Raw genomic sequence first — 26,442 nt, forward strand, 5'->3', positions numbered from 1 at the left:
TTTTCATCTTGGCGAAAATATCCCCGCCGGAGGCATCCGGCATTGGCCAAAGCAGCCTCCGGCGGCAGTATTTCAAAAAGAGAAATTACGAGAGCCGCGCCCCTCTCAGCCGTGATGCCCAATCACATCTGCCGAGCGCGCAATATGCGCCTGCATCGCCGCCACCGCCCCCGGCGCATCATTGGCGGCGATGCGCGCGATGATCAGCGCATGTTCTTGCAAGGTCACAGCCTCTTTGCCCGACCAATGCAGCAGGGCTGAATGATAATGAAACAGCCATTTCAGCATCGCTTCGGACACCGCCAGCATGATCGGATTGCCGGTCATCGCCGCAATCCGGGTGTGGAAGGCGACATCGGCGGCGACAAACGCCTGCGCATCGCCGAGACAGTCGCGCTGATGCGCCAGAATTGCCTGCAGATCCGCCACGTCCACAGCACTTGCCTTCTCGGCCGCCAGCCGCACCATGCCCGCCTCAAACATCCGCCGGGCTTCTTTCAGATGCGCCAAAGCCCCCGGTTCTGCCGACAGCAGCAGCTGCGCCACCGCATCGACCTGTCCCAGCACCGCACTTGCGTTCAACGGCTTGACCCGGCTGCGCTCGCCATGCGCGATGGTGATCAGGCCCATGGTGTGCATCTGCTGCAAGGCCTCGCGCACCGCAGGACGCCCCACTCCAAACCGCTCCATCAGCGCGCGTTCCGACGGCACCACAGCACCTGCGGCCAATTCGCCGGTCAGGATCATCGCCCGCAGCCGGTCAAACACCTGATCCGAAAGCTTGCGCCGGGTGATCTTTTCCGAAACCATCACGCCCCCAATCTTACCACCGCACTCCGTTCCGCTTAGGCGCAAACCCTGCAGTCAGGCAAGCTCCGTCCGCACAAATCTCGCCAGATTTGTTGTCATCTCGGCCCCCGCAAACCGCAACCGCGTCGCGACATTCGGCAGCAATTCGGCCTCCACCGGTTCCCCCGCCCGCGCCGCAAGACCTGCCAGCACACGCGCGAGCGGGTAGCTGCGCCCATTCCAATCCATCACCCCGCGCGGCCCGTAAAGCGCCGCCGGAGTCCACACCTCTACCCCGGATCCGACCAGCGCCGCCGCCAATTCCATCGCATAAATCGCGCCAAACTCCGTGCGATGCCGGGGGTCATCGTCGGTCATACACACCAGCGCCAGCCTCGGATTGGGGATTACCCGTGCGCCGTAAGGATTCTGCCGCATCGCAATCGTGCTGGGCCCCAAGCGGTAAGCCTTCCCCCCGATGATCGCGCGGGCCGAGGCGGTGATATGTGGCACTGCCTCCAGCGTCTGCATCACGCCCGCGTCGCTGGCATCATGCACGATTGGGCAAAGGCCGTGGCTGACGAAATCCAGCATCGCGACGGGGGGGCGTTTGCGGTTCAATTCGGGGAAGAAACTGACCATGCCACCGCCCAAGCTTACAGCGGGAAAGGCTTTGCGGGCGGCAAGGTAGACCTCCGCCAAGGGCGGGCAGGGCGGCCATTCTGATCCCGGCGGAGTCGATTGTCGGTCCACTGCAGGGCAGACCATGATCGAGGCGACGCGCAGCCCCGATACGGCCAAGTCATGGGCATGGTTGGAAAATTCAAAATCCAGATCGCCGTCGCAACGTGCGATCAACTCCAGATCATAGGCCGCGTCATAAACCGACTGCAAGGCGGCGAAAGCCTGCAACTCTGCCAAGCCGTGCCGGGTTGCATCGAAATGGCAGAGCAGCCGCTGCGGCTTGACGACCGCCAAATCAGCAGGGCGCCGCGCCGCCAGCACAGCCTCCTCGGCGGTGATCACAAGCGCCGTTTGCGGAAAAATCCCGCTGGCCCGAGGATCGGGCAGGGCGGTTTCCGTCACCGTGGCCGCCTGCCAATGCAGCCGCACCGCCTGATCAAACCTGGCCTCATCCGCAATCTGATACGGCCAGAGCCGCGCCAAGGGTCGCACATAGGTCTTGTAACTGGCATCGCCCCATTGCCGTTGGTCCTCCATCTCAAACGCATCGCCCTCCATCCGGCACGCAATCTGCCAGCCGCCCAGCCAATGCGTTAGCACGCGCAGGTCTTGAAACGGCTGCCACGGTGCGATCAGCAAGGGAAACTGCGCATGGCGGCGCGTTCCATCGCAGTGCTCCACCAACACAGGCGCACCCGCCACCCCGGTGATCGGATGCAGCACGGTAAAGCCCGCGCGATTGGTCTCAAAATCGCCATCTGCTTGCGCATGGGCGGTAAAATTCAGCCCCTCGGCAAAGTCGATCACCACAGCCACCACCAGAGCGGCACCTTGGCTTTCAAACCGCGCGCGGTAGCAAATCCGTGTCCGTTCAATCACTTCCTCGCTGATCTGCGGCACCAAGGTGCCCCAATCGCGGTCCCTAACCAGATAGGCGATGCCCCGGATCACTTCGACCCCGCCCAAGCAGACCCGCCGCAGCGCGCCGTCCTCGTAGTCGAAACTCAGCGCGCCATGGGTGATCTTCATAGCTCTGCCAACTCCACCATCCGGCCTTCTGCCGCAGAAAGATAGGCGGCCTCCACCAGCGCCAAAGTCTGCAAATTATCCGCACCCGAGGTTTCCGGCTGAGTGCCCGCCGCGATACAGTCCAGAAAATGCCGCTGGATGATCAGCACGCTTTCCTGAATATTGTGCCAAGGTCGGCTCGCCCAAGCCAACACGGGTGGTGACAGATCCTCCACCCGATCCGCCATCACCAACCGATAGCCCGCCTCCAGCCGCAAGCTGCCCTTGGTGCCGTCAATGTCTATCAAACTTTCCGGGAAAGTCTCCGGGCGGCGCTGAGTGGCATAGGAACAATCGACCACGCTCGTCGCGCCCGAGCCATGCGTCAGCAGCATCGTCGCCACATCCTCGCCCTTGATGCCTGGGTTTATCCGCTTGGTCGTCGCCGCCATCCGCACCACGTCGCCAAACAAAGCCCGCGCAATATCAAGGGTGTGGATGCCCAGATCCTCAATGATAAACCGCTTGCCCTCGGCGAGATAGGGCTGGCCCGCGAACACATCAAAGCCAGACCGGAAACTGACCCGGCCAAAGAACACCTCGCCCAGTTCGCCCGACCGCACGATCTCAATCACCCGCCGCACCGCCGATTGCCAGCGGAAATTCTCATGCACCATCAGAGTCTTACCTGCAGCCTCCACCGACGCCACCATCGCCCGGGCATCCGCAAGGTTCGCGGCAAACGGCTTTTGGCAGATCACATGCACCCCGGCCCCCGCCGCCATCTCGACCAAGGGCCGATGCGAAGCAACCGTGGTCGCAATATCGACGAAATCCAGCCGCTCGGCGGCAAACATTTCGCCTGCATCGGTATAGGTCCGCGCAATGCCAAACCGCGCGGCGGTCTCCGCCAGCCGCACCGCATCGCGGTCGCACAAAGCCACAATCCGCGCGCCCGGCAGATCGGCCCAAGCATGTAGCTGATTTTGTGCGAAAAATCCGCAGCCGATCACGGCACCGATCAGGGGTTGTGGCAAAACAAGGCTCCTTCCAAACTGCATCCAACTTGCCACGCAGGGCGCTTGAATTCAACAGGTATGATGAGTATGCAAGCTACATGTATTCGAGAGGCAGCCGATGTCCGATGATCTGATCAAAGTCACCTACCGTCTGGAAACACCGGGCGATCCGGCTGCGCTGGCGGCAAAAATCGCATCGGATCAGTCGACCGGAACTTTCACCGACCTGCCGGGGGAAACGGCGGCGGTGAAAGCCCGCTGCGCCGCCCGTGTGCTGTCGATCACCGCTTTGCCCGATAGCAAAACCCCGTCCTTCCCCACCGAAGGCAGCACTTTCCACCGCGCCGATGTGGTGATCGGCTACCCCTTGGAAGCTGTCGGCACCGACATCGCTGCCTTGATGACCATCACCGTCGGCGGCGTCTATGCCATGCGCGGGTTGTCTGGGGTGCGGGTGATGGATTTCGACCTGCCTGCTGCTTTTGCCCGCCACCCCGGCCCGCAATTCGGCATTGACGGCTCACGCAAACTGACCAATGTCTACAACCGTCCGATCATAGGCTCGATCATCAAACCCGCCTTGGGCCTGACGCCTTCTGAAACCGCGCTGATGGTGAAAGAGCTGTGCGAGGCCGGCGTTGACTTCATCAAAGACGACGAAAAACTGATGAGCCCCGGCTATTCGCCCTTGGCGGACCGCATCGCCGCCGTGATGCCGGTGATTGATGCCCACGAACAGCGCACGGGCAAACGGGTGATGTATGCGTGGGGTATTTCCTCGGCTGATCCCGATCAAATGCTGGAAAATCATGATCTTGTGGTCAAAGCTGGTGGCAACGCGGCGGTGATCAACATCAACTCGGTCGGCTACGGCGGCATGACTTTCCTGCGCAAACGCTCTGCCTTGTGCCTGCACGCCCATCGCAACGGCTGGGATATCCTGACCCGCCATCCAGGTCTGGGGATGGAATTCACCGCCTATGGCAAAATCTGGCGGCTGCTGGGAGTAGATCAGTTTCAAATCAACGGCATAGCCGCAAAATATTGGGAGCCGGACGAGAGTTTCGTACGTTCGTTCCACTCTTGCCGCACCCCGATTTTCAGCCCTACCGACCGCCCCTTGCCGGTGGTGGGCTCCGGCCAATGGGGCGGTCAAGCCATTGAAACCTATGCCAGAACCGGGCAGACCACCGACCTGATGTATCTCGGCGGTGGCGGTATTCACGGCCATCCCGGCGGCGCGGCTTCCGGCGTCGCCGCGATCCGTCAGGCGTGGGAGGCGGCGGTGCAGGGCGTGGCCTTGGCCGATTATGCCAAAGATCACAAAGAGTTGGCGCAGGCACTTCAGAAATTCGGCCAGAAATAAAAAACGCCCCCAACCTTGCGGAAGGGGGCGTTCATTCACCTGAAGAACCTCAGGTAATTCGTTGAATAGATGCAGTAATCTCGTCCCACTCAAACACTTTCTTCCAGTCATCCCGCATCAGCATCGGCTTGCCGAACTCAATGGCCTTGTTGCAGGCATCCGAGAACACCCCCGGCTGTTCGTCAAAGATCACCGCCGCGAGGATGTTCATATGCCCCAGCAGGAAATCCCGCGCCGCCGCTTGCGGCACCCCGCGCGCCACACATTCGTCCATCGCCTCACGCATCACCACCAGAAGCGAGGCCACAACGGTTTCCGACAACCCCGGCTCCAGCATCGCCATCTGCTCGACCGTCACCCGATGCGAGCGGACCACCGGCGCGAAAATCGCCTGCGCCACTGCCTCCCCCACCGCATAATGCGCCTCTGGCCCCTGCATCAGCGCGTTAACAACGCCCTGCTTTGCCGCCACCCCGCCAAAGAAATCGCGCTTGGCCTTGGGGTCGGTTTCATCGTTGAAAATCGGCGGATGGCAGGGGTGGGTGACGAAATAAGTGATGTCCGCGCGCGGCGGCAAATGCCCGGCAAAGGGTGCGGCCGCATCCAGACAGATCACAACCGTCCCCGGCGCCACCAGCGGCACCACCATTCCAGCGACCTTGCCAATCGCGGTATCCGGCACCGCCAGTACCACCACGTCCGCGCCCAGAACCGCGACCGCAGGCGCCACACACTCCGCACCGATAGCGTCGCGCAAACGCGCCTGACCCGCCTCGGACACCTCCACATGCGCCACCGTATAATCGGTTTTCGCCAGATTGCGCGACAGCCGCACGCCCATCTTCCCGCCCGCACCAAACAGCGCAATCTTCGTCATAGCTTTCTCCATTCGCCTCTTGCCCAACTGGTATGATGAGGTAATATGCCGAGGTCAAGCCGAAGGAACCACAATGCGAGAAATCCTGCCGAACGGCCTGCTGATGACATGGTATGGCGATGATTTCACCGGATCAGCGGCGGTGATGGAGGCATTAACCTTCGCAGGCCTGCCCTCGATCCTGTTCTTCGACACACCGACGCCTGCGCAACTGGCCCGCTTTCCCGGAATGCGGGGTTTGGGAATCGCCTCCACCGCCCGCAGCCATAGCCCGGAATGGATGGCTGCGAACATGCCCGCACCTTTGGCGTTTCTGGCCGCGCTGGATGCCCCCTTCCTGCATTATAAAATTTGCTCCACCCTCGATTCCGCACGCCATGTCGGAAACATCGGCATCGCCATTAACCTTGCGCTGCAAGCCCGCCCGTCAAAGGGCATCCCCGTGCTGACCGCCGCTCCCCGGATGCGCCGCTACCAAGCCTTCGGCCATCTGTTCGCAGGCACCCCGCAGGGGGTGTTCCGTCTCGATCGCCACCCGGTGATGGCGCAGCACCCTGTGACGCCGATGGCGGAATCCGACGTGCTGCGCCACTTGGCGACGCAAACGGATCTGCCATCGGCGCTGCTGGATCTCGAGGCTTTGGCCGATCCGCAAACCGCCCAAACCGCTCTGAACAGCGCGCTGCAAACCGCCCGTCTGCTCAGCTTTGATACGATGACAGCCGAGACAGATGCCGCCGCAGGTCGCTTGATCTGGCAGAATCGCGATAATCTGCGGCTTCTGGTTGGCTCTCAAGGCGCAGAATATGTACTTATCGAACATTGGCAGCGCGAGGGCCTGATCCCCACCGCTCCCCCTACGCCCTCGGCTGGCGAGCTCGCGCAGATCGTCGCCGTCTCGGGTTCGGTCTCACCCACCACCGCCGCCCAGATCGAATGGTCCGCCGCAAACGGCTTCGGCCTTGTCCGCCTGAACGCCGCAACCCTGCTGACTACCCCTGAAGCCGCCGAAGCTGCAGCCACCCAAGCCGCCCTAAAGCTGATCGACCAAGGCCAAAGCCCGCTGATCCTCACCGCCGCTGGCCCTGCCGACCCCGCCGTCGCCGCCTTCCGCACAGCCCTGTCGCAAAGCCAAATCCCCTCCGAAACCGCCAACCAACGCATCGGTGAAAGCCTTGGCCGGGTGCTGGACGCCACCTTGAAAGCCTCCAAAATCCGCCGCGCCGTGATTTCTGGCGGGGACACCTCCGGCCACGGCGCGCGCCAGTTGGGGCTGTTCGCGCTCAGTGCCCTCGCCCCCACCATCCCCGGTGCTGCGCTGTTTACCGCCCATGGTGACGGCGTGCATGACGGGTTGCAACTGGCTCTGAAAGGCGGCCAAATGGGCAGCGCCGACTATTTCGGCTGGATCAGACAGGGCGGCGGACCGCGCTAAATCCCCGCGCTAAGCCATCGACACCACCGCCAAAATCCCCCACTCTCGCCACAACCCAACCAAGGCCGAACCATGTCGCAAACCGAAAATCTTACCCTGCCAAACGGCCTCTGGCTGGGCCGCATCTGGCGTGCAGGCATCGGCCCCAGCCTTGTAACCCTGCGCGAGGATCGCGTCATTGACATCACCAGCAAAGCCGCCCCGACGATGCGCGATGCGCTGGAACAGACTGATATCGCAAGATTTATCAGCAGTATCCAAGGCGAAGACATAGGCCCTCTGTCAGAAATCGCTGCAGCCTCCATCGAGCCCGACCAAAACCAAACCCACCTCCTCGCCCCAAACGACCTGCAAGCGGTCAAAGCCTGCGGCGTCACCTTCGCGCGCTCTATGGTCGAACGGGTGATCGAGGAACGCGCCGCCGGAAACCCGGCCCGCGCCACTGAAATCCGTGCCCGCGTGGCGGATGTGATCGGCAACAGCTTGCGCGATCTGATCCCCGGCTCGCCCAAAGCCGCCGAGGTCAAAGCCCTGCTGCAAGCCGAAAACCTCTGGAGCCAATATCTGGAAGTCGGCATCGGTCCCGATGCCGAGGTCTTTACCAAAGCCCAGCCGATGTCTGCGGTCGGCTACGGTGCATCGGTCGGTCTGCATCCGATCAGCAAATGGAACAACCCCGAGCCCGAGGTGGTACTGGCGGTCAATGCCACGGGCCAAATCGTCGGCGCGACGCTTGGCAATGATGTGAACCTGCGCGATGTCGAAGGCCGCTCGGCGCTGCTGCTGGGCAAGGCGAAAGACAACAACGCCGCCGCCAGCATCGGCCCATTCATCCGCATCTTCGACGGCGATTTCACCCTAGACATGGTCCGCAATCTCGATCTCACCCTGACCGTCACCGGCGAAGACGGCTTCCACCTGCAAGGCGCCTCCTCGATGCGCCAAATCAGCCGCGATCCCGCCGATCTGGTCGCGCAAACCCGGGGTCGCCATCACCAATACCCCGATGGCTTCATGCTCTACTGCGGCACGATGTTCTCACCGGTGCAAGACCGCGACGGGCCGGGGCAGGGCTTCACCCACCATATCGGCGACGTGGTGACCATCGCCACGCCAGAACTCGGAACCCTGCGCAACACCGTGCGGCTGTCTACCGAGGCCCCGGAATGGAGCTTTGGCACCAGCGCCCTGATGCGCAATCTGGCAGGAAGAGGCCTGCTCTAACCAGACACGGGGGGGGCTGGGGGGACGAGTCCCCCCGGCCTTTCTTAAACCAAATCCGCCGGAAACAACTCGGCTGGCAGGTTCTGGAACGCAACCGGACGCAACCAGCGCCGGATCGACAACGTCCCCACAGAAGTCGCGCCAAAATTGGTCGAGGCCGGATAAGGCCCGCCATGCACCTGCGCATCGACCACCTCAACGCCCGTCGGGAAGCCGTTGGCGAGAACCCGCCCTGCCTTGCGCTCCAACACCGGCAACAGCAGCCGCGCCTGCGGATAATCCGCCGGATCAATCTGCAATGTGCAGGTCAACTGCCCCTGCAACGCGCCCGCCACCGCCTGCATTTCCGCGAAATCGGCAACCCGCACCACCAGCCCCAAAGGCCCGAACACTTCCTCGCCCAAAGCATGGTTGGCCAGCCAATCCGCCCCCGAAACCTCAAACAGATAAGGCGTCGCCTGCCGCATATCGCAGACCGAGGTCAGCACTTCCTGCACGCCTGCCGATGCTGCGACACGGTCACGCCCGGCGCGATAGGCTTGCGCGATACCGTCCGTCAGCATGGTCTGCGCACCAACTTTAGCCAGCCCAGCCTTGGCGGCGTCGATAAACGCTTGCGTCTCGGCTCCGTCGATCACCACCGCAATGCCGGGATTGGTGCAGAACTGGCCAGCCCCCATCGTCAAAGAGCCGGCCCAACCCGCAGCCAGTGCCGCGCCGCGCGCTGCCACCGCAGCAGGCAGCAGGAACATCGGGTTGACCGAACCGAGTTCCCCAAAGAACGGGATCGGCTCGGGCCTGCGCGCGCAGAGATCAAACAAAGCCCGACCGCCGCCCAAAGACCCGGTGAACCCCACCGCCTTGATCAGCGGATGCTGCACCAAAGCCTCACCGACATCGCGGTTGCCGCCTTGCACCAACGAAAATACGCCGGGATGAATTCCACAGGCTTTCACAGCCGCATCAATGGCTTGGGCCACAATCTCACCGGTGCCCGGATGCGCGGAATGGCCCTTGACCACCACAGGGCAGCCCGCCGCCAAGGCGCTGGCGGTATCGCCGCCCGCTGTTGAGAACGCGAGCGGAAAGTTCGAGGCCCCAAACACTGCAACCGGCCCCACTGGCACCTGCATCATGCGGATTTCCGGGCGCGGAGCAGGCGCACGATCCGGCTGTGCCGCGTCAAAGCGACGATCCAGATATTCGCCCTTGCGGATATGGTTGGCAAACAGCCGCAACTGCCCGGTTGTGCGCCCTCGCTCCCCCTCCAGCCGCGCTGCGGGCAGCCCGGTTTCCGAAGTGCCAATCGCGGTGATTTCCGGCCCCCGCGCGTCAATTTCCTCGGCGATCTTGTCCAAGAAAGCCGCCCGCGCCTCACGGCTGAGCGCTGAATAACTGGGATATGCCGCCTCAGCCCCCTGCACCGCCGCATCGACATGCGCCGGCGTGCCGACCGCAAAAGCGAGGGCTTCACCCGTGGCGGGAGAGGACATAAAGGGCGTGTCGCCTGCGACCCAGTTGCCTGCGATGAGGTGTTTGCCTATGAGCATGATGGTCTCCTTGATCGACGGCTGGGGGTTTCACACCCCCAGACCCCCGTGGGATATTTAAGCCAATGTGAAATTAGAAATCAAAAGCCTCGGTTTCAATACGGCGGCCCAAAGTCAGCGCGTCGGCGACGTGGACCATGGGGGCGAGATCAACCTCAGACGCCCCCTGCGCCACCAATTCCGCCATCCGCTTATACAGCGCCGGGTATTCGCCCATGATGGTATTCTCGCCGCCCGCCGCTTTGCCGCCGATCTCCAGCACATTGCCGCCCATCCGCAAAGCCATCGCGCCTTGGTCGGTGTCGACCTCGATATCCCAAGTCTGCGGCCCGGTTTGCCGCCAGTCGAAATCGGCGGTGACATGGCCCGAGAAGGTCAGTTTTGCTGCGATCGGGGTCTGGCGGTTGGCCGGGAACTCCAAACTGGCGGCGGTCAGATGCACCGGGGCGGGCAGGATTTCGGTCAGGATCGAGAGCGCATTGATGCCGGGATCGAACACCCCCATGCCGCCCGGCTCAAACACCCAATCCTGCCCCGGATGCCATTTGCGCACATCTTCACGCCAAGTGATATGGGCGCGCAGAATGGCCTTATCCGCCAGCCAAGCCTTCGCCGGAGCCACCGCATGCGCCATCCGGCTGTGCCAAGTGGTATACAGCGTCAGGCCCTTTGCGCGCGCAAGCGCCTGTAATGCATGAACCTCTGCCAAGGTTGCCCCCGGCGGCTTCTCCAGCATCACGTGCCGCCCCGCCAGCAGCGCCGCCTCGGCATAGTCAAACCGAGGCACCGGAGGCAGGCACAACGACACAACCGTCACATCGGGCCGTGCCGCCAAAAACGCCGCGAAATCGTCAAACGCTTCGACGCCGTCAACCGAGCCCTTGCGCGAAACCGTCGCCGCCAACTCCCAATCCGGCGAGTTGGCGATCGCCGGAACATGCTGATCAACGGCAATCTTGCCGATGCCGACCAGCGCGACTTTCATAGGTTTGGGCATCAGTGCGAATCCTTACCCACCGCATTGCCGCGCGCGCCCTTCAGGAAGTCGAGGTCCGCCCCGGTATCGGCACCTTCAACATGGCGCTGATGCAGCCAGCCGTAGCCGCTTTCATACAAGGGATGGATCGGCACCCATTTCGCCAACCGCGCCGCCAGTTCTTCATCGGAAATGTCCAGATGCAACCGACGGTTCGGCACGTCGAGTTCAATGAAATCGCCGTTCTGCACCACCGCCAAGGGGCCACCAGCGGCGGCTTCGGGCGAGGTGTGCAGCACCACCGTGCCATAGGCCGTGCCCGACATCCGCGCATCGGAAATCCGCACCATATCGGTGATGCCACGGCGCAGGATCTTCGGCGGCAGGCCCATATTGCCGACCTCTGCCATGCCCGGATAACCTTTCGGGCCGCAGTTTTTCAACACCATGATGCAAGTCTCGTCGATGTCCAAAGCCTCGTCATTGATCTTGGCTTTGTAGTCGTCAATATCTTCAAACACCACGGCACGGCCCCGGTGGGTCAGCAAAGCCGCCGTCGCCGCAGAGGGTTTCAACACAGCCCCCTTCGGTGCCAGATTGCCCTTCACCACCACCACGCCACCCGATTGGGCCAAAGCCTTATCGGCAGGCAAGATCACGTCGTCATTGTTGTTGACCACATCCTTGACCTGCTCCCAAGCCGTCTCGCCCGACACCGTCAGCGCATCCTTGTGCAAAAGGCCTGCCTCGCCCAGCCGTTTGATCACCACCGGCAGACCGCCTGCGTAGAAAAATTCCTCCATCAGGTACTTGCCCGATGGCATCAGGTTCACAATCGTCGGCACATCGCGGCCACAACGGTCCCAGTCTTCCAGCGTCAGATCAATGCCAACCCGGCCCGCGATGGCGAGCAGGTGGATAACCGCGTTGGTAGACCCCCCAATCGCGGCATTGGTGCGAATGGCATTCTCAAACGCCTCTTTCTTCAGGATATCGGACGGCTTCAGATCATCCTTGACCATCTGCACAATCCGCCGCCCCGTAAGCTGCGCCATCACCCGGCGACGGCTATCCACCGCCGGAATTGCCGCATTGCCCGACAGCGCCATACCCAAGGCTTCCGCCATCGAGGCCATCGTCGAAGCGGTGCCCATGGTGTTGCACGACCCTGGAGAGCGGCTCATCGACGCCTCAGCCTCGACAAACTCCTCCCGCGTCATCGTTCCGGCCTTCACGGCCTCGGAAAATTTCCACAGATGCGTGCCCGACCCAACCCGCTCATTCTTGTAGTAGCCGTTCAGCATCGGCCCGCCGGTCACCACGATCGACGGAATATCCGTGCTCGCCGCCGCCATCAAAAGCGAAGGCGTGGTCTTGTCGCAGCCCACCATCAGCACGCAGCCATCCATCGGCTGCCCGCGCATGGCTTCTTCCACCGCCATTGCGGCCAGATTGCGGAACATCATCGCGGTGGGGCGGAAGGCGCTTTCCGAGGCCGAGAACACAGGAACTTCCACAGGAAAGCCGCCCGCTTCATAGATGCCATGCTTCACACGCTCTGCCAGATCGCGCAGATGCGCGTTGCAGGGGGTCAGTTCCGACCAAGTGTTCAGAATCCCGATCACCGGGCGGCCATCGAACAAATCCGGCGGGAAGCCTTGGTTCTTCATCCAGCCACGGTGATAGATATTGTCCTTCGACGTGCCGCCAAACCAAGTTTGCGAGCGCAGTTTGCGGGGCCATGCGGCGGGTTTGAAGGTCATGTTATCCTCAGAGTTGCTTGACAGTCACCGCGCCCGACAGGGCAGGGGCAACGGCCAATGTATTGCGCAGCGGCAGACCAAACGCGTCCACCTGAATCTCAAACACATCGCCGGGCAGCACGTTCAGCCCCTCGGCAAAACTCAACGTCGCGGTGCCAAACATATGGACATGCAGATCGCCGGGATGACGGAACAGATCATATTTGAAATGGTGATGCTCCAGGTTCGCAAACGTATGCGACATGTTCGCTTCACCGGACAGAAACGGCTTGTCAAAGATCGCCTTCCCATCACGCCAAATCCGGCTTGAACCGCGCACATCGTTCGGCAGATCGCCCACCAGCAACTCCGGCCCGAACGACGCCTCGCGCAGCTTGGAATGGGCGAGGAACAGGTAGTTGATCCGCTCGGTCACATGGTCGGAAAACTCATTCGCCAAGGCCCAGCCGACCCGCGCCGGGGTGCCATCCGCATCAATCAGGTAAATGCCCGCGAGTTCCGGCTCCTCACCGCCATCCAGCGCAAAACCCGGCGAGGTCAAAGCACTTCCGGGGGCCACCGCCGTATAACCGTTGCCCTTGTAAAACCACTCCGGTTGCACGCCCACCTGACCCGGCGCGGGCCGGCCATCCGCCAGCCCCATTTGGAACATCTTCATGCTGTCGGTCAGCGTTTCGGCCCCGTCCAGTTTCGCATGCATCGCATCCCGCGTGGCAGCCGAGCCCAAATGCGTAAGGCCAGTCCCAGTCAGATGCATATGCGTCAAATCCGGGTGGGTGATCGGCAAAGCCAACCGCCCAGCGGCAGCCAAGGCCACCAGATCCACCGCCTCGCCCAAGCCCCGCGCCGCGATCACTTCGGCCAATCCGCGACCCTGCGCCAAAGCCTCCGACGCCAGTGCATAGGTGCTGACAGCGCCGCGCACAACCGCCGCCTCGGAGCCTTCCCGCGCCACCACGCTGATCGAGCCATCCGCATTAAGTATCTGAGACAACAGCATGATATTTCTGCCTTATTTCGCTTTATTGTATACGTCGAAGATCACGGCAGCCAACAGCACCAGACCCTTGATCATCTGCTGATAGTCAATGCCGATGCCCATGATCGACATGCCCATGTTCATCACACCCATGATCAGCGCACCGATCACCACGCCGACGATCTTGCCCGACCCGCCGGTCATCGACGCCCCACCGATGAACACCGAGGCAATCGCGTCCAACTCAAACCCGGTGCCGGCTTTCGGTGTCGCCGAGTTCAACCGCGCCGTCACCATCATGCCCGCCAAAGCGGCCAATACGCCCATGTTCACAAAACAGGCGAACACCAGTCGATCCGAATTGATGCCCGACAGTTTCGCCGCCTTTTCATTGCCACCTACCGCGTAAATCCGCCGTCCCATCGTGGTGTTTTCGGTGAAAAACGCATAGAGCACGGTCAGCACGATCAGCACCACCAGCACGTTCGGCAAGCCTTTCAGGTAAGCCAACTGATAGCCAACAAAGGCGGTTGCGGCGGCGATCAGCACAGTGCGGCCCATGAACAAAGCCATTGGCTCCGGCTCAATCCCGAACTCAGCATCCCGCGCCCGTGCCCGGAATCCCAGCCAGAATTGCGCGCCAATCGCCAGCACCACCAAGATCACCGTCAACCCATGCGGCTGGCCAATCCCGGTCAAATCCGGCAGGAAACCGCTTGAAATCGCTTGGAATTCTTTCGGAAACGGCCCGATGTTCTGCCCGCCGAGCATCCACATCGTAGCGCCGCGAAACACCATCATCCCCGCCAACGTCACGATAAACGAAGGGATGCGCCAGAACGCCACCCAATAGCCTTGCACAGCACCAATGCAACCGCCGACAATCAGCGTGAGGGGAATTACCACATAGAACGGCAGGCCCAGATTAACCGTCAGATAAGCTGCAACCGCCCCAGTGAACGCCGCAACCGAGCCGACCGAAAGGTCAATATGCCCCGACACGATCACCAGCAGCATCCCCAAGGCAAGGATGATCACATGGCCATTTTGCAAGAAGATGTTGGTGATGTTTTGCGGCTGCAAAAACGTTTTGCCCTGATAGGCGAGCAGCACCGAAAACAGCGCTACAATGGCGACCAGCGCCAACAACATGCCGTTTTCGCGCAAGCGGTCGCCCAAAGCCGAGCTAGATTTTTTCTCTTGTGCCATTATGCAGCCTTCCCTTCGCCCTTCAGGATCAACGCCATGATCTTCTCTTGGCTGGCCTCGGCCCGATCCAATTCCCCCACGATGCGCCCCTCATTCATCACATAAATCCGGTCACACATCCCCAGCAACTCGGGCATTTCCGAGCTGATCATCACGATGGACCGACCCTGTTCGGCGAGTTCCTTCATGATGGTGTAAATCTCAAACTTGGCACCCACGTCGATGCCACGGGTTGGCTCGTCGAGGATCAGAACCTCGGGCTCGGTGAAGAGCCATTTCGACAGCACCACCTTTTGCTGGTTGCCGCCCGAGAGGTTGACCACCTTCTGCTGCACCCCCGGCGTGCGGATCGCGAGCTGCTTGCGATAGCCCTCCGCCACACGGGTTTCGCGCCGCTTGTCCAGTACACCGCGCATCGCCACCCCGGCCAGATTGGCGAGGGTGATATTCTTTACAATCGGTTCCTCAAGGATCAGCCCCAGCCCTTTGCGGTCCTCAGTCACATAAGCAATCCCGGCTTTCACAGCCTTCGGCACGGTGGACACATCCACCTCAACCCCATGCATCTTGATCGAGCCTTTATGGCCCTGCCCATAAGATTTGCCAAAGATCGACATCGCAAGTTCGGTGCGCCCGGTGCCCATCAGCCCGGCGATGCCGACAATCTCGCCCTTCTTCACGTTGAAGGACACATCTTTGATGATCTGCCGCTCGGCCTGTTCGGTGTGCCAGACATTCCAGCCCGCAACCTCCATCAGCACCGGCCCCGGATTGGGCGTGCGTTCGGGATAGCGATGCGCCATATCGCGCCCGACCATATCGCGGATGATGCGGTCTTCGGTGATTTCGTGCTTGTCCATCGTCGAGACCGACGCGCCATCGCGGATCACGGTGATCCGGTCCGCCACCCGAGAAATCTCGTTCAGCTTGTGGCTGATGATGATCTGCGTCACCCCCTGCGCCTTCAATTCCAGCATCAGGTCCAGCAGCTTCTGGCTGTCATTCTCCTGCAACGCCGCGGTCGGCTCGTCCAGGATCAACAACCGCACATCCTTGGCCAAAGCCTTGGCAATCTCGATCAACTGCTGCTTGCCGACGCCCAGCTTTTCGACTTTGGTGGTCGGCAGTTCGTTCAACCCGACCTTCTTCAACAGCCCCTCAGTGCGCTGATAGGCCTCGCCCCAGTTGATCACCCCGTTCTTCGCCACCTCGTTGCCCAGAAACAGGTTCTCGGCAATCGACAACAGCGGCACCAGAGCAAGCTCTTGGTGAATAATGATAATCCCGCGCGCTTCGCTGTCGCGGATGTTGCGGCAAGCCAAAGTCTCGCCGTCATAAATGATATCGCCCTCGTAAGAGCCAAACGGATAGACCCCCGACAGCACCTTCATCAGGGTGGATTTGCCCGCGCCATTCTCGCCGCAGATCGCATGGATCTCTCCCGGCTGCACGCTCAACGACACGTTATCCAACGCCCGAACACCCGGAAAGACCTTACTGATCCCCCGCATTTCCAACAATGCTGTCATGGTTCCCCCCTAAATCCCGTGCCCGCCTCAGAGAGACGGGCACGGAGTTAGCTTACTTCAGCTGATCAGCGGTGTAATAGCCCGAAGTCACCAGCACAGCTTCGTAGTTGGTGGCGTTGACCGGCTGGCTTTCCAGCAGATACGACGGCACAACTTTGACGCCATTGTCATAGGTTTTGGTGTCGTTGATCTCAGGCTCAGCGCCCGACAGCACCGCGTCCACCATCTTGACGGTGACTTTCGCCAGCTCGCGGGTGTCCTTGAAGATCGAGGAATACTGCTCGCCCGCGATCATCGACTTCACCGACGGGATTTCGCAATCTTGGCCGGTGACGATCGGCATTTTCAGATCGCCCGACCCATAGCCAACGCCCTTGACCGACGACAGAATCCCGATCGACAGCCCATCATAGGGCGACAGCGCGCCGTGCAGAACCTTATCGCCGTAGTTCGACGACAACAGGTTGTCCATCCGGGCCTGAGCCACAGCCGCATCCCAACGCAGGGTGCCAACGACCTTCATGCCGGACTGGCCCGACGGAATGGCAATATCGCCCGCATCAATCAGCGGTTGCAACACCGACATCGCGCCATCATAGAAGAAGAACGCGTTGTTATCATCCGGCGAGCCGCCGAACAGCTCAACATTCCAAGGCTTAGTGTCGGCAAAACGCTCTTTCAAGCCTTCAACCAGGCTGGTCGCCTGCTGCACGCCAACCTTGAAGTTATCAAACGTCGCATAGTAATCGACCGAGCCAGAATCGCGGATCAGGCGGTCATAAGCGATGATCTTGATGCCAGCCTTGTTGGCCGCATCCAAAGCGTTCGACAAAGTGGTGCCGTCAATCGCCGCAATCACCAGCGCTTTGACGCCATTGGTGATCATGTTTTCGATCTGGCTCAGCTGGTTCGGAATGTCGTCTTCTGCATATTGCAGATCAGCGGTGTAGCCCGCTGCGGTGAACTGATCCACCATCGACTTGCCGTCCGAGATCCAACGCGCCGACGATTGCGTCGGCATGGCGATGCCGATGGTGCCTTTGTCTTGCGCGAAAGCCGGCAGACCGAACACCGAAGTTGCAGCAGCAGCGCCGCCCAGCGCCAAAAGCGCCCGTCTTGAAACTTGCATTCTATATCCTCCCAAGCAGCACTTTGGCTGCGATAACCCGACGGATCGAAAAGGTAGGCCCTCCCGAGACCGTGCGGCACTCTTGCAACAGCGAAATATATCGGTCAAATGATGAAATCGTATAGACATATGGCGGTATTGATATGCCAAAGCCCCTCAGCGCCGATCTTCTGGCCCAACGCGGCCTGAAACTGAGCCATTTGCGCCTGCTGGCCGCCTTGGCCGACACGGGACAGATCAGCCTCGCCGCAGGTCAGATCGGCACCACCCAACCCGCCGCCTCGCGCCTGCTATCCGAGGTGGAACGCATCGTCGGCCAACCGGTTCACCACCGCACCGGACGCGGCATGTCCCTCACCGCCGTAGGCCAAGCCCTCGCCGCCCGCGCCCAACGCATCCAGATGGAGCTGCGCGACGCCGCCCGCGATATGACCGAAGTGGCCTCTGGCAGCACCGGCCATGTCCGCATCGGTTCCGTCACCGGCCCCGCCATCGACCGCGTGTTGCCGACTTTGCGCAACGCCCGCCTCACCGCGCCGCTGGTGACGGTTGAGGTCGTCGTCTCGCCCTCGGACCTGCTCTGCGAACAACTCCTTGCCGGACGCCTGGATTTCGTCATAGGTCGCCTTCCCGAAGGCCCGACCCGCGATCTGTTCACCCTGACCCCCATCGCCACCGAACCCGTCAGCCTCGTCGTGCGCAAAGGCCACCCGCTTGCCAATCACCCCAACCCCACACCGACAGACCTGATGTCCTACGATTGGGTGATGCCGCCGCCAGACTCGCTGCTGTCGCGCGCCGTCCACGCCCGCCTGCGCGCCAGCGGCATGCCCAGTCCACCGCAGCGCCTCTCCACCGCATCCTTCCTGTTAATCTTCGCGCTGATCCAACAATCCAACGCCATCGCCCCGCTCGCCCGCGCCGTGGTCACCAGCTTCTCCGCCCACCCCGACGCCCCCTACACCGAACTCGCGATTGATCTCGGCATCGAGGTCGAACCCTTCGGCCTCGTCACCCGCGCAGGCAGCATCCTGCCGCCGGTGGCCGCAAGGCTGGCAAGGGAGATTCAGAATATGGTGACTTTATGACTCCGTCAGCGTGGTCAAGATTTTCTTGTACGCTACGCACCAAGCCGCCAACACCGGGGGTTTCACACCCCCGGACCCCCGTGGAGTATTTTCGCCAAGATGAAAGCACCAAGGGGGGAGAGCAGGAGAGGTCAATGCTTAAGCTCCAACCAAGCCCATAAAATTTAACTCAAATTTGCTTTCACATTGGCTTAAATATCCTCGGGGTCTGGGGGAGAGCCCCCAGCCGCCAGCCCAAGACGCTTAAGCTTCCGAACAATCTCCGCCACCACAGCCTGCAGCGGCTGATCAATATCCACGACCACGGCCTGCTCATCCGGCGCGGGCACCTCCAAAGTCGCAAACTGGCTGTCGAGCAAAGCAGGCGGCATGAAATGCCCCGTCCGCCCTCGCATCCGGCCTTCAATCACCGCCCGCGATCCCGAGAGATGCACAAACACCACGCCGCCACCCGCCTCCGCGTCGATCAACTCCCGATACGACCGCTTCAAAGCCGAGCAACCGATAATCCCCGGCGCGCGCAAAGCCTGCCCCACCAGCGCCAGCCAAGGCCAGCGGTCCGCATCCGTCAAAGCCTCGCCCCGGCTCATCTTGGCGATATTCTCTGCCGGATGCAGATCATCGCCATCGCGGTAGGGCAGGGCCAGTGCCTCCCCCAACACCACTCCGACCGAGGATTTCCCGCACCCCGCCACCCCCATCAGAACGATCTTCATCAGCCCTCACCCCCGCCTCACAAACTGGTGGTAATCCCGCCATCGACATACAAACACTGCCCATTCACGAAACTCGACGCCGCCGAGGCAAGAAACACGCAAGCCCCCACCAGTTCCTCGACCCGTCCCCAACGCCCGGCAGGCGTGCGCTTTTCCAACCATTCGGTAAATGCCGGGTCCGCGACCAGTGCCGCATTCAAAGGCGTATCAAAATACCCCGGCGCAATCGCATTGCATTGCAACCCATGCCGCGCCCAATCGACGGCCATGCCTTTGGTCAGGTTCCCCACCGCCCCCTTGGTCGCGGTATAAGGCGCGATCCCCGGCCGCGCCAAAGCCGTCTGCACCGAGGCGATGTTGATGATCTTCCCCGCGCCCCGGCGGATCATATGCCGCGCGCAGGCCTGCCCGACATTGAAAACGCTGGCAATATTCGTCTGCAACAGGCGCTGAAACACTTCCTCCGGGAAGTCTTCCAAGGCCCCGCGATGCTGCATCCCGGCATTGTTCACCAGAATATCAATCGCCCCCACCTCGGCCTCAAACCCATCCACCGCCGCCCGCGCAGCCTTGTAATCCGTCACATCAAACGCCAACCCGCGCGCGCCCGACACCTGCGCGACAGCGGCTTCCAGCCGCCCCGCATCCCGCCCGTTCAGCACCACCGCAGCCCCTGCCTCCGCCAGCCCCTTTGCCAGCGCCAGCCCAATGCCCTGCGACGCCCCGGTGATCAGCGCGCGCTTGCCCGTCAGATCAAACAGCCCCATCCGTTCCCCCTCGACACCCCGCCCGCGCCCCAGTTAGGTAGCGCAAACCCCTGCTGTCAACCGGAGGCCAAAATGCCCAAACCCCACATCCTCCAGATCGCCAGCTACCCCGCATCGGACCAAACCGCCCTCGACGCCGCCTACACCGTCCACCACCTCGACCAAAACCCCGATTTCGGCCTGATCGAAGCCATCGCCACCAACGGCGGGGCAGGGGTCGCCAGCGAAGTGATCCAAGCCTGCCCCAACCTCAAACTCATCGCCATCTACGGCGTCGGTTACGATGCCATCGACCTCTCCCTCTGCGCAGAGCGCAACATCCAAGTCACCAACACCCCCGACGTCTTAACCGGAGACTGCGCCGATCTCGCCGTAGGCATGATGCTCGCCATCGCACGCCAGATCCCAGCCGCCGAGCGCCACGCCCGCTCCGGCGCATGGGCCACCGCCAGCTTTCCCCTCCAGCGCCGCGTCTGGGGTGCCAAAGCCGGCATCCTCGGCATGGGCCGCATCGGCCAAGACGTAGCCACCCGCCTCACCGGCTTCGGCATGGACATCGCCTATTCCGCCCGCAGCGAAAAACCCTTGCCCTACAAATACATCCCCGACGCCAAAGCGCTGGCCACCCACGCCGATTTCCTCATCGTCACCGCCGCAGCCACCTCTGAGACCCACCACATCATCAACGCCGAAACTCTCAAAGCCCTCGGCCCCGATGGCTTTCTGATCAACATCTCCCGCGCCGCCAATATCGACGAAAACGCCCTCCTGCACGCCCTAGAAACAAACCAAATCGCCGGAGCTGCCCTCGACGTGTTCGACAATGAACCCCAGATCAACCCCCGCTTCCTCCCCCTCAAAAACACCCTGCTGCAACCCCACCACGCCTCCGCCACCCTGCAAACCCGCCGCGCCATGGGCCAACTCATGCGCGACAACCTCGAAGCATATTTCGCCAACCGCCCCCTCATCACCCCGGTGATCTGAGCCCCCCACCGCCCGCACCCGCCACCCGATCTTAACCACACCGCGCTCCAATCCCCCAAAGCAACGGAGCGCAACATGCCCCCCCACATCCTCATCCCCACCGCCGAGATCGACCCAGAAGCCCTGCCGCGCGACCGCACCCAACTGGATGAGGACGCCCTGCAAGAGCTCACCACCTCCATCGCCACCACCGGCCTGCGCCAACCCATCGAGGTCTGGAAACTAAGCCAACCCACCGAGACCCACCGCTACGGCCTGATCTCCGGCTTGCGCCGCCTCACCGCCCAACAGCGCCTCGCCACCTTACGCCAAAACGGCAGCTTCACCGAAATCGTAGCCTTCCTGCGCACCCCGGAAACCATCCCAGCCGCGATGGCCGATATGGTAGCCGAGAACGAAATCCGTTCTGAGACAAGCCCTTGGGAAAAGGGAGCCACCCTCTTAGCCGCCTCCCGCGCCGGTATCTTCGACACCCTAGACAATGCCACCCAAACCCTGCACGCCGCCGCCTCTCGTCAAAAACGCGCCCGCCTGCGCAGCTTCGCCGAGGTCGTCGAAGAGCTCGAAGACGCCATCGCCACCCCCGAACGCCTGACAGGCCGCCAAATGCACCGCCTCTCCGCCGCCCTGCGCGCAGGCCTGTCCGAGCTGATCCACCTGACCTTACGCGACCACCGCCACTCCGCCCTGCCCACGCAATGGCAAGCCCTGCTGCCGATCCTGTCCGAGTCGCTAGACCCCACCGAGGAAGCCACCGCCGCCACCCCCGGCCGCCCCAGACGCCTGCTGCATTTGAAGCAAGGATTAACCATAAGACGGGAAAAATCCGGTGACGGCTGGATCATGCGCTTCTGCGGCCCCGAAGCCCGCTCTGGCGCGCTGATCGACGACGTGATGGATCACATAGAGCGCTATTTCCAACCCCAATAACCCCTCACACCGCTTCCACTTGCCCGATTTGTCCCGCGACAAATCGGGCCGCGCCTGCCTGCCCATGGGCAGGCGCGATCCTCGCGCCCACCCAGTCAGGCGCGCGCCGATTTCCCAATTACAAGCCTGCTGCCCCACGCCCCTTGCTCAACGGCCTTCAGCCTTATGAGCAACAAACCAAAAAACGCTCCGCAGGAGCGTTTTCAGATTGGTTTGAAGAAAAGCCGCGAGCCGCTGACCTGTCGGGAAATGAAATAGATCACTAATAGGAAATATTCATTTTTTAGGGGTCTGCCATGCACTTATCCACTCAATTATCTGAAGAATTATTCCAACACCAAACGCGAGTGGAGTTAAGTAATGTGATAAAAAATGAAATACATATCTTTGACCGTCGCGGAGATGCGTAAAAACATTGAAGGTATCAATATATAGAAATGCCAGCTGAAGTGCGACTAGCGCCAAAAATAATCTTACAGTGTATTCCTTAGAATGCATTCTGCTACGGCACCTTCCACATGTCAAAAGATCAAGCGGCGATCCGATCACTATATGGCTGATGTTGGACCAATAAAACCTTAAAATTCCCTTAACGATCCCCACCTAACCCCTTGAAATTCCTAACCTCAACCCCCTGTCCACACGTGGACACTACTCTGCAACCGAGCCGGCCTCCCGGTTGATCAGCGCCCGGGCGGCCCGCTGGAAGGCCCCGAAAACCTGCCCCCTAACCGGCTCGGCCACCCCCACGTCCTGCAAAGCCTGCCCCATTAAAGTCAGCCAATCCTCGGCATCCTCGGGCCGGATCGGAACATGGGCGTGCTGCTCCTTCAAACTCAGCGCCCCCACCCGTTCCATATAATCCCGCCGCCCACCCAGAAAGCCGCACAGAAACTCAAACTGCGCGGCCCTGACGTGGGCAATCCCGTGCCCCCGGAAATGCAGGTGCAGGATCTGCCGCCCCTCGGGCACGGTCTCGATCAGATCATAGAACCGCTCCACCAGCGCCCGCACCGCCGCCTCGCCACCGATCCGATCGATCACCGAGGACATGCCCACCCCCTACGATTGCGGACGGGTTTTCTTCGGATCGTAAGCCGAGGTTGCGGTAATCACCGCAGGCAACCGTTTCTGCTGCCCGTCGAGTTTGCCGACCTCAACCGCCGTTCCGACCGCCGCATGGGCCATATCAACGCGGGCGAGCGCGATATTCTTGCCCAGCAAAGGTGAGCGCATCGCCGAAGTCACCACCCCAATCTGCGCGCGACCAATATGGATGCAGTCGCCGTGCCCAACATCCACCGCCGCATCAATCTCCAGCCCGACAAACTTGTCGCGCGGGTTTTCCTTGCGGCGGATCAGCGCGTCGCGCCCGATGAAATCATCGGTTTTCGACTTCAACGGCACGGTAAAGCCGATGCCAGCCTCGAACGGATCGGTCTGGTCGCTGAAATCGTAGCCCGCAAAGATCAACCCGGCTTCAATCCGCACCATATCCAACGCCGCGAGGCCCATTGGCCGCAGGCCCTGATCGGCACCATTCTCCCACACCGCATCCCAGACCGCCGCCCCGTCTTTCGGATGGCAGAACACCTCAAAGCCCAACTCGCCGGTATAACCGGTCCGCGACACCACCAGCGGCACGCCGTTCGGCCCACCCAGACGCGCAGGCGTCAGGCGGAACCAGCCGAGTTCTTCAATCGTCGGCTGGTGCGGCGCTGTCCAAACCATCCGCTTGATAATCTCGCGGCTGTTCGGCCCCTGCACCGCCAGATTGTGTAGCTGATCGGTGGAACTCCGCACCATCACCTTCAGACCCAGCTTTTCAGCCTGCTCACGCAGCCAAATCCCCGAGTAATCATCGCCGCCAATCCAGCGGAACTGATCCTTGCCCAGCCGGAACAGCGTGCCATCGTCGATCATGCCGCCATGCTCGTAGCACATCGCGGAATAGACCACCTGACCCACCGACAGCTTCTTCACATCACGCGTCAGGCAATAGTGCAGCAACGCCTCGGCATCCGGGCCGGTCACTTCGAATTTGCGCAGCGGCGACAGATCCATCACCACGGCCTTTTCGCGGCAGGCCCAGTATTCCTCAATCGCGCCGTTCGAGGCATAGGTCTGGGGCAGCCAGTAGCCCTTATATTCCACCAGATTGCGGGTTTTCTCGGCGATCTTGGCGTGGAAAGCGGTCTCTTTGGTCATCACAGGCTCCGATGTCGGGGTGGGGCGGTAGGCGATGGACCGCTGGAAAGTTTCGGCACCGTCATAGGTGCGCACATGAATATCCGAGAGATACCAACCATTTGCGGGTGAGGTATCGTCGGGGCAGGCGGAATTCACGCAGACCAGATCGGTCAGAGCACGCAGCAGAACATAGTCGCCGGGACGCGACCACGGCTCGTCGGTGACCAGCACTCCATGCGCGTCAATCGCGGTGTTGAAGAACAGGTTCACCGCCATCCAACCCGGGCGGGCGGTGACGCCGTGCGGGGCGAGGACAGCGTTGAAATTGTCCGAGCAGTTGACATGGCCGGGATAGCCGATGTCGTCATAGTATTTTGCCGCACAGGCCATCGCAAAGGCGTCGTGGCGGCCCACGGTGTCCTGAATGACCTCGACCAGCGGCAGCCAATCCTGATCGTAGTATTTCGCGTGCAGACCGGGCATGGAATAGGCATGGCCCATCAGTGTGCGCGAGGTGGTCACATCCAACGGATGCTCCAGCCCCTTATCCAGCTTGCGGGCGGAAAAGCATTGAAAATCCGTGCATTGGCGACCTTCTACGTCAATGATCTGGATATAATCGCCAGCCTTGACGAAATAACTTTCCGCCGTTGCCGACTTCACTCGCAGATCCAGCACTGGGGTTGCCAACGGATCGGGCAGCTCAAACTTCTTAATCCCGAGCAGGGTGGAGCGCTGCACCCGCACGCCGATCGGGGTGGCGGTGTCTTGTGCCTCGGGCTGCATCGCGGCACCCGGAGCGGCGATGATCAACACACCGTCGCGGCTGGCAGTGAAGCTTTCCTCATCCCCGGCGGGCGAGGCTTCGCCAAAGCAGGCAATGGCTTGCGCCGCAGCAAGATTGATGCCGCGCCGTTCGATCCCCAGTCGCAATCCCACCATGCCGGATGCGGTGCCAGCCGCCAGCAGCGCCTTCAGCCCCGCCGCATCCGAATTGCCGCTGGCACCCAGAATCCCCGGATCGACCCGGCCTTGATCATCGGCAGCGACCAACTCGGCGCGCTGACCGCCCTCAAGGTTGATCACCGTCACGCGGTCGCCCGCGCCCAAGGCGATCAGCCAAGCGCCACCGCCCGGAATCTCAAACTTCTCCAACCCTGCGCGCGCGCCAAAGGGTTCGGGCGTCAGAATCTGGCTGGGACGCGGCGGGCCGGGGCGAACAGTCGGGTATGAGTCGAGCATCAGAGCCTCACTTTTTGCATACACGGCAAATTTGTTTCTTTTAAAGAATATCGCAGATAGGGATTTGCGCAAGAGTTTTACGCGGCTAGTTTGCCGCAGGCCACAAACCGGAGGAATGTTGTGCAATCGCTGATGCTTGGACTTTTGGCGGCGCTTCTGTGGGGGCTGCATGACTTCACCGTGCGCAAGATCGGGCCGAAAGCTGATGCGGCGGCGCTGTATCTGATCGTGTTGGTGGTGGGGGCGGCTTTGCTGGCACCTGTGGCGATTTTCGCGGGCGGCTGGGCGACACTGACCGCGCCAGTGCTGCGGTTGACTCTGGCCGCGGGTCTGGCGGCGGCCTTGGCGGGCTATGGCTTGTATCGGGCGTTTGCGATTGGTCCGGTACGATTGGTCGCGCCGATTTGCGGCGCATTTCCGCTGCTCTCGGTCGCTTTCGCTGTGGTGCGCGGGGCCGAGGCGGGGCCGCTTGTCTGGCTGGGCGTGGCTGCTGTGGTGGGTGGTATTGCCATCGTGGCACGGGGAGAAGACGATGGTACTGCGGGCAACATGCGGGCCGCCGTGGCGTGGTCACTGCTGGCCTGCGTCAGCTTTGCCGCCACATTCGGTCTGCTGCAATGGGCGGCAGAGCAGGGAGCGGATTTGCCAGTTTCATTGGTGGCACGGCTCGCAGCTTGTGGCGCGATGCTGATGTGGGTCGTCATGCAACGCATTGATCTAAAATTCGCTTTTATATTCTTGCCGCAGCTTGCGTTGATGGGGGCCTTGGATGTCACCGCGCTGACCGCCGTGACCATTGCGGGCGGGTTTGCGCGGCCCGAGTTCGCCTCGGTGGCCGCGTCGATCTTCGGTATTGTCACCATCGTGCTGGCGTGGCGCTTTCTGGCTGAGGCCATGAAGCCGCTGCAATGGTTTGGCGCAGTGATTGTCTTTGCAGGCATCGCCGCGTTGGGCCTTGTCTGAAACGAAGGGCTGCTTGTCGGGA

General features: G+C 61.6%; 22 protein-coding genes. 7 read left to right on the forward strand and 15 right to left on the reverse strand.

The genetic code is table 11. From position 1 onward, the window contains the following. Positions 1 to 105: 105 nt before the first annotated feature. The 3 genes from nanR to AKV04_RS14505 are packed head-to-tail and all read right to left on the reverse strand — an operon-like array spanning position 106 to position 3,518. Positions 106 to 810 carry a transcriptional regulator NanR gene (gene nanR / locus AKV04_RS14495; protein ID WP_054007114.1) on the reverse strand — a complete coding sequence of 235 codons (705 nt, stop codon included), beginning with the start codon at positions 808 to 810 and terminating at the stop codon, positions 106 to 108. 54 nt (positions 811 to 864) lie between these two features. Further along, on the reverse strand, positions 865 to 2,502 hold the full coding sequence (locus tag AKV04_RS14500; RefSeq protein WP_054007115.1) for a hypothetical protein: 1,638 nt from the start codon (positions 2,500 to 2,502) through the stop codon (positions 865 to 867). Beyond that, positions 2,499 to 3,518, reverse strand: coding sequence for a Gfo/Idh/MocA family protein (locus AKV04_RS14505; RefSeq protein ID WP_235815646.1), 1,020 nt, complete (start codon positions 3,516 to 3,518; stop codon positions 2,499 to 2,501). Before AKV04_RS14505 ends, AKV04_RS14500 begins: the two co-directional genes overlap by 4 nt. A 100-nt stretch (positions 3,519 to 3,618) precedes the next feature. Here AKV04_RS14505 and oiaX point away from each other — a divergent pair, with 100 nt between their 5' ends. Then, entirely contained in the window at positions 3,619 to 4,866 is a 1,248-nt protein-coding gene (gene oiaX / locus AKV04_RS14510; RefSeq protein ID WP_156317551.1) for a 3-oxo-isoapionate-4-phosphate decarboxylase OiaX, read from the forward strand. Between the two features lie 49 nt (positions 4,867 to 4,915). Here the strand turns inward: oiaX and AKV04_RS14515 are convergent, their stop codons facing one another. Further along, positions 4,916 to 5,743, reverse strand: a complete 828-nt coding sequence (locus tag AKV04_RS14515; RefSeq protein ID WP_054007194.1) for a phosphogluconate dehydrogenase C-terminal domain-containing protein — start codon at positions 5,741 to 5,743, stop codon at positions 4,916 to 4,918. A gap of 73 nt (positions 5,744 to 5,816) precedes the next feature. Between AKV04_RS14515 and AKV04_RS14520 the strand changes: the two genes are divergently transcribed. Further along, positions 5,817 to 7,178, forward strand: a complete 1,362-nt coding sequence (locus AKV04_RS14520; protein ID WP_054007117.1) for a four-carbon acid sugar kinase family protein — start codon at positions 5,817 to 5,819, stop codon at positions 7,176 to 7,178. 72 nt (positions 7,179 to 7,250) lie between these two features. Continuing rightward, complete coding sequence (locus AKV04_RS14525) at positions 7,251 to 8,402, forward strand: fumarylacetoacetate hydrolase family protein (RefSeq protein WP_054007118.1); 1,152 nt, start codon at positions 7,251 to 7,253, stop codon at positions 8,400 to 8,402. A gap of 44 nt (positions 8,403 to 8,446) precedes the next feature. On the opposite strand, the gene AKV04_RS14530 is transcribed toward AKV04_RS14525, so the two are convergent. The 7 genes from AKV04_RS14530 to chvE all read right to left on the reverse strand — a co-directional run bounded on the left by AKV04_RS14530 (position 8,447) and on the right by chvE (position 17,537). Next, entirely contained in the window at positions 8,447 to 9,952 is a 1,506-nt protein-coding gene (locus AKV04_RS14530; RefSeq protein ID WP_054007119.1) for an aldehyde dehydrogenase (NADP(+)), read from the reverse strand. A gap of 73 nt (positions 9,953 to 10,025) precedes the next feature. Beyond that, positions 10,026 to 10,937 carry a Gfo/Idh/MocA family protein gene (locus tag AKV04_RS14535; RefSeq protein WP_054007195.1) on the reverse strand — a complete coding sequence of 304 codons (912 nt, stop codon included), beginning with the start codon at positions 10,935 to 10,937 and terminating at the stop codon, positions 10,026 to 10,028. 11 nt (positions 10,938 to 10,948) lie between these two features. Then, positions 10,949 to 12,691: an L-arabinonate dehydratase gene (araD, locus tag AKV04_RS14540; RefSeq protein ID WP_054007120.1), complete on the reverse strand. Its 1,743-nt coding sequence runs from the start codon at positions 12,689 to 12,691 to the stop codon at positions 10,949 to 10,951. Positions 12,692 to 12,698: 7 nt separating this feature from the next. Further along, the gene (araD1, locus tag AKV04_RS14545) at positions 12,699 to 13,691 is read right to left on the reverse strand and encodes an AraD1 family protein (RefSeq protein ID WP_054007121.1); all 993 of its coding nucleotides are present in this window, start codon (positions 13,689 to 13,691) and stop codon (positions 12,699 to 12,701) included. A gap of 12 nt (positions 13,692 to 13,703) precedes the next feature. Then, positions 13,704 to 14,879: a multiple monosaccharide ABC transporter permease gene (gene mmsB / locus AKV04_RS14550; protein WP_054007122.1), complete on the reverse strand. Its 1,176-nt coding sequence runs from the start codon at positions 14,877 to 14,879 to the stop codon at positions 13,704 to 13,706. Next, on the reverse strand, positions 14,879 to 16,408 hold the full coding sequence (gene mmsA / locus AKV04_RS14555) for a multiple monosaccharide ABC transporter ATP-binding protein (protein ID WP_054007123.1): 1,530 nt from the start codon (positions 16,406 to 16,408) through the stop codon (positions 14,879 to 14,881). Before mmsA ends, mmsB begins: the two co-directional genes overlap by 1 nt. Before the next feature lie 52 nt (positions 16,409 to 16,460). After that, on the reverse strand, positions 16,461 to 17,537 hold the full coding sequence (gene chvE, locus AKV04_RS14560; RefSeq protein ID WP_054007124.1) for a multiple monosaccharide ABC transporter substrate-binding protein: 1,077 nt from the start codon (positions 17,535 to 17,537) through the stop codon (positions 16,461 to 16,463). A gap of 143 nt (positions 17,538 to 17,680) precedes the next feature. Here chvE and AKV04_RS14565 point away from each other — a divergent pair, with 143 nt between their 5' ends. Continuing rightward, positions 17,681 to 18,625, forward strand: a complete 945-nt coding sequence (locus tag AKV04_RS14565; RefSeq protein ID WP_054007125.1) for a LysR substrate-binding domain-containing protein — start codon at positions 17,681 to 17,683, stop codon at positions 18,623 to 18,625. Positions 18,626 to 18,816: 191 nt separating this feature from the next. Here the strand turns inward: AKV04_RS14565 and AKV04_RS14570 are convergent, their stop codons facing one another. Further along, positions 18,817 to 19,341, reverse strand: coding sequence for a gluconokinase (locus tag AKV04_RS14570; RefSeq protein WP_215905432.1), 525 nt, complete (start codon positions 19,339 to 19,341; stop codon positions 18,817 to 18,819). Positions 19,342 to 19,358: 17 nt separating this feature from the next. Continuing rightward, complete coding sequence (locus AKV04_RS14575; protein WP_054007126.1) at positions 19,359 to 20,108, reverse strand: SDR family oxidoreductase; 750 nt, start codon at positions 20,106 to 20,108, stop codon at positions 19,359 to 19,361. Positions 20,109 to 20,180: 72 nt separating this feature from the next. Here AKV04_RS14575 and AKV04_RS14580 point away from each other — a divergent pair, with 72 nt between their 5' ends. Further along, the gene (locus AKV04_RS14580; RefSeq protein ID WP_054007127.1) at positions 20,181 to 21,095 is read left to right on the forward strand and encodes a 2-hydroxyacid dehydrogenase; all 915 of its coding nucleotides are present in this window, start codon (positions 20,181 to 20,183) and stop codon (positions 21,093 to 21,095) included. Positions 21,096 to 21,170: 75 nt separating this feature from the next. Beyond that, a complete protein-coding gene (locus AKV04_RS14585; RefSeq protein WP_054007128.1) occupies positions 21,171 to 22,025 on the forward strand; it encodes a ParB/RepB/Spo0J family partition protein in 855 nt (284 codons plus the stop codon). A gap of 651 nt (positions 22,026 to 22,676) precedes the next feature. On the opposite strand, the gene AKV04_RS14590 is transcribed toward AKV04_RS14585, so the two are convergent. Beyond that, positions 22,677 to 23,078: a group II truncated hemoglobin gene (locus AKV04_RS14590; protein ID WP_054007129.1), complete on the reverse strand. Its 402-nt coding sequence runs from the start codon at positions 23,076 to 23,078 to the stop codon at positions 22,677 to 22,679. Positions 23,079 to 23,087: 9 nt separating this feature from the next. Then, entirely contained in the window at positions 23,088 to 25,457 is a 2,370-nt protein-coding gene (locus AKV04_RS14595; protein WP_054007130.1) for a DUF1989 domain-containing protein, read from the reverse strand. A gap of 120 nt (positions 25,458 to 25,577) precedes the next feature. On the opposite strand from AKV04_RS14595, the gene AKV04_RS26225 reads away from it, so the two are divergent. Further along, complete coding sequence (locus tag AKV04_RS26225) at positions 25,578 to 26,420, forward strand: EamA family transporter (protein WP_156317553.1); 843 nt, start codon at positions 25,578 to 25,580, stop codon at positions 26,418 to 26,420. Positions 26,421 to 26,442: the final 22 nt, after the last annotated feature.

It is taken from the genome of Cypionkella psychrotolerans, assembly GCF_001294535.1.
GTDB classification, from domain to species: Bacteria; Pseudomonadota; Alphaproteobacteria; order Rhodobacterales; family Rhodobacteraceae; genus Cypionkella; species Cypionkella psychrotolerans.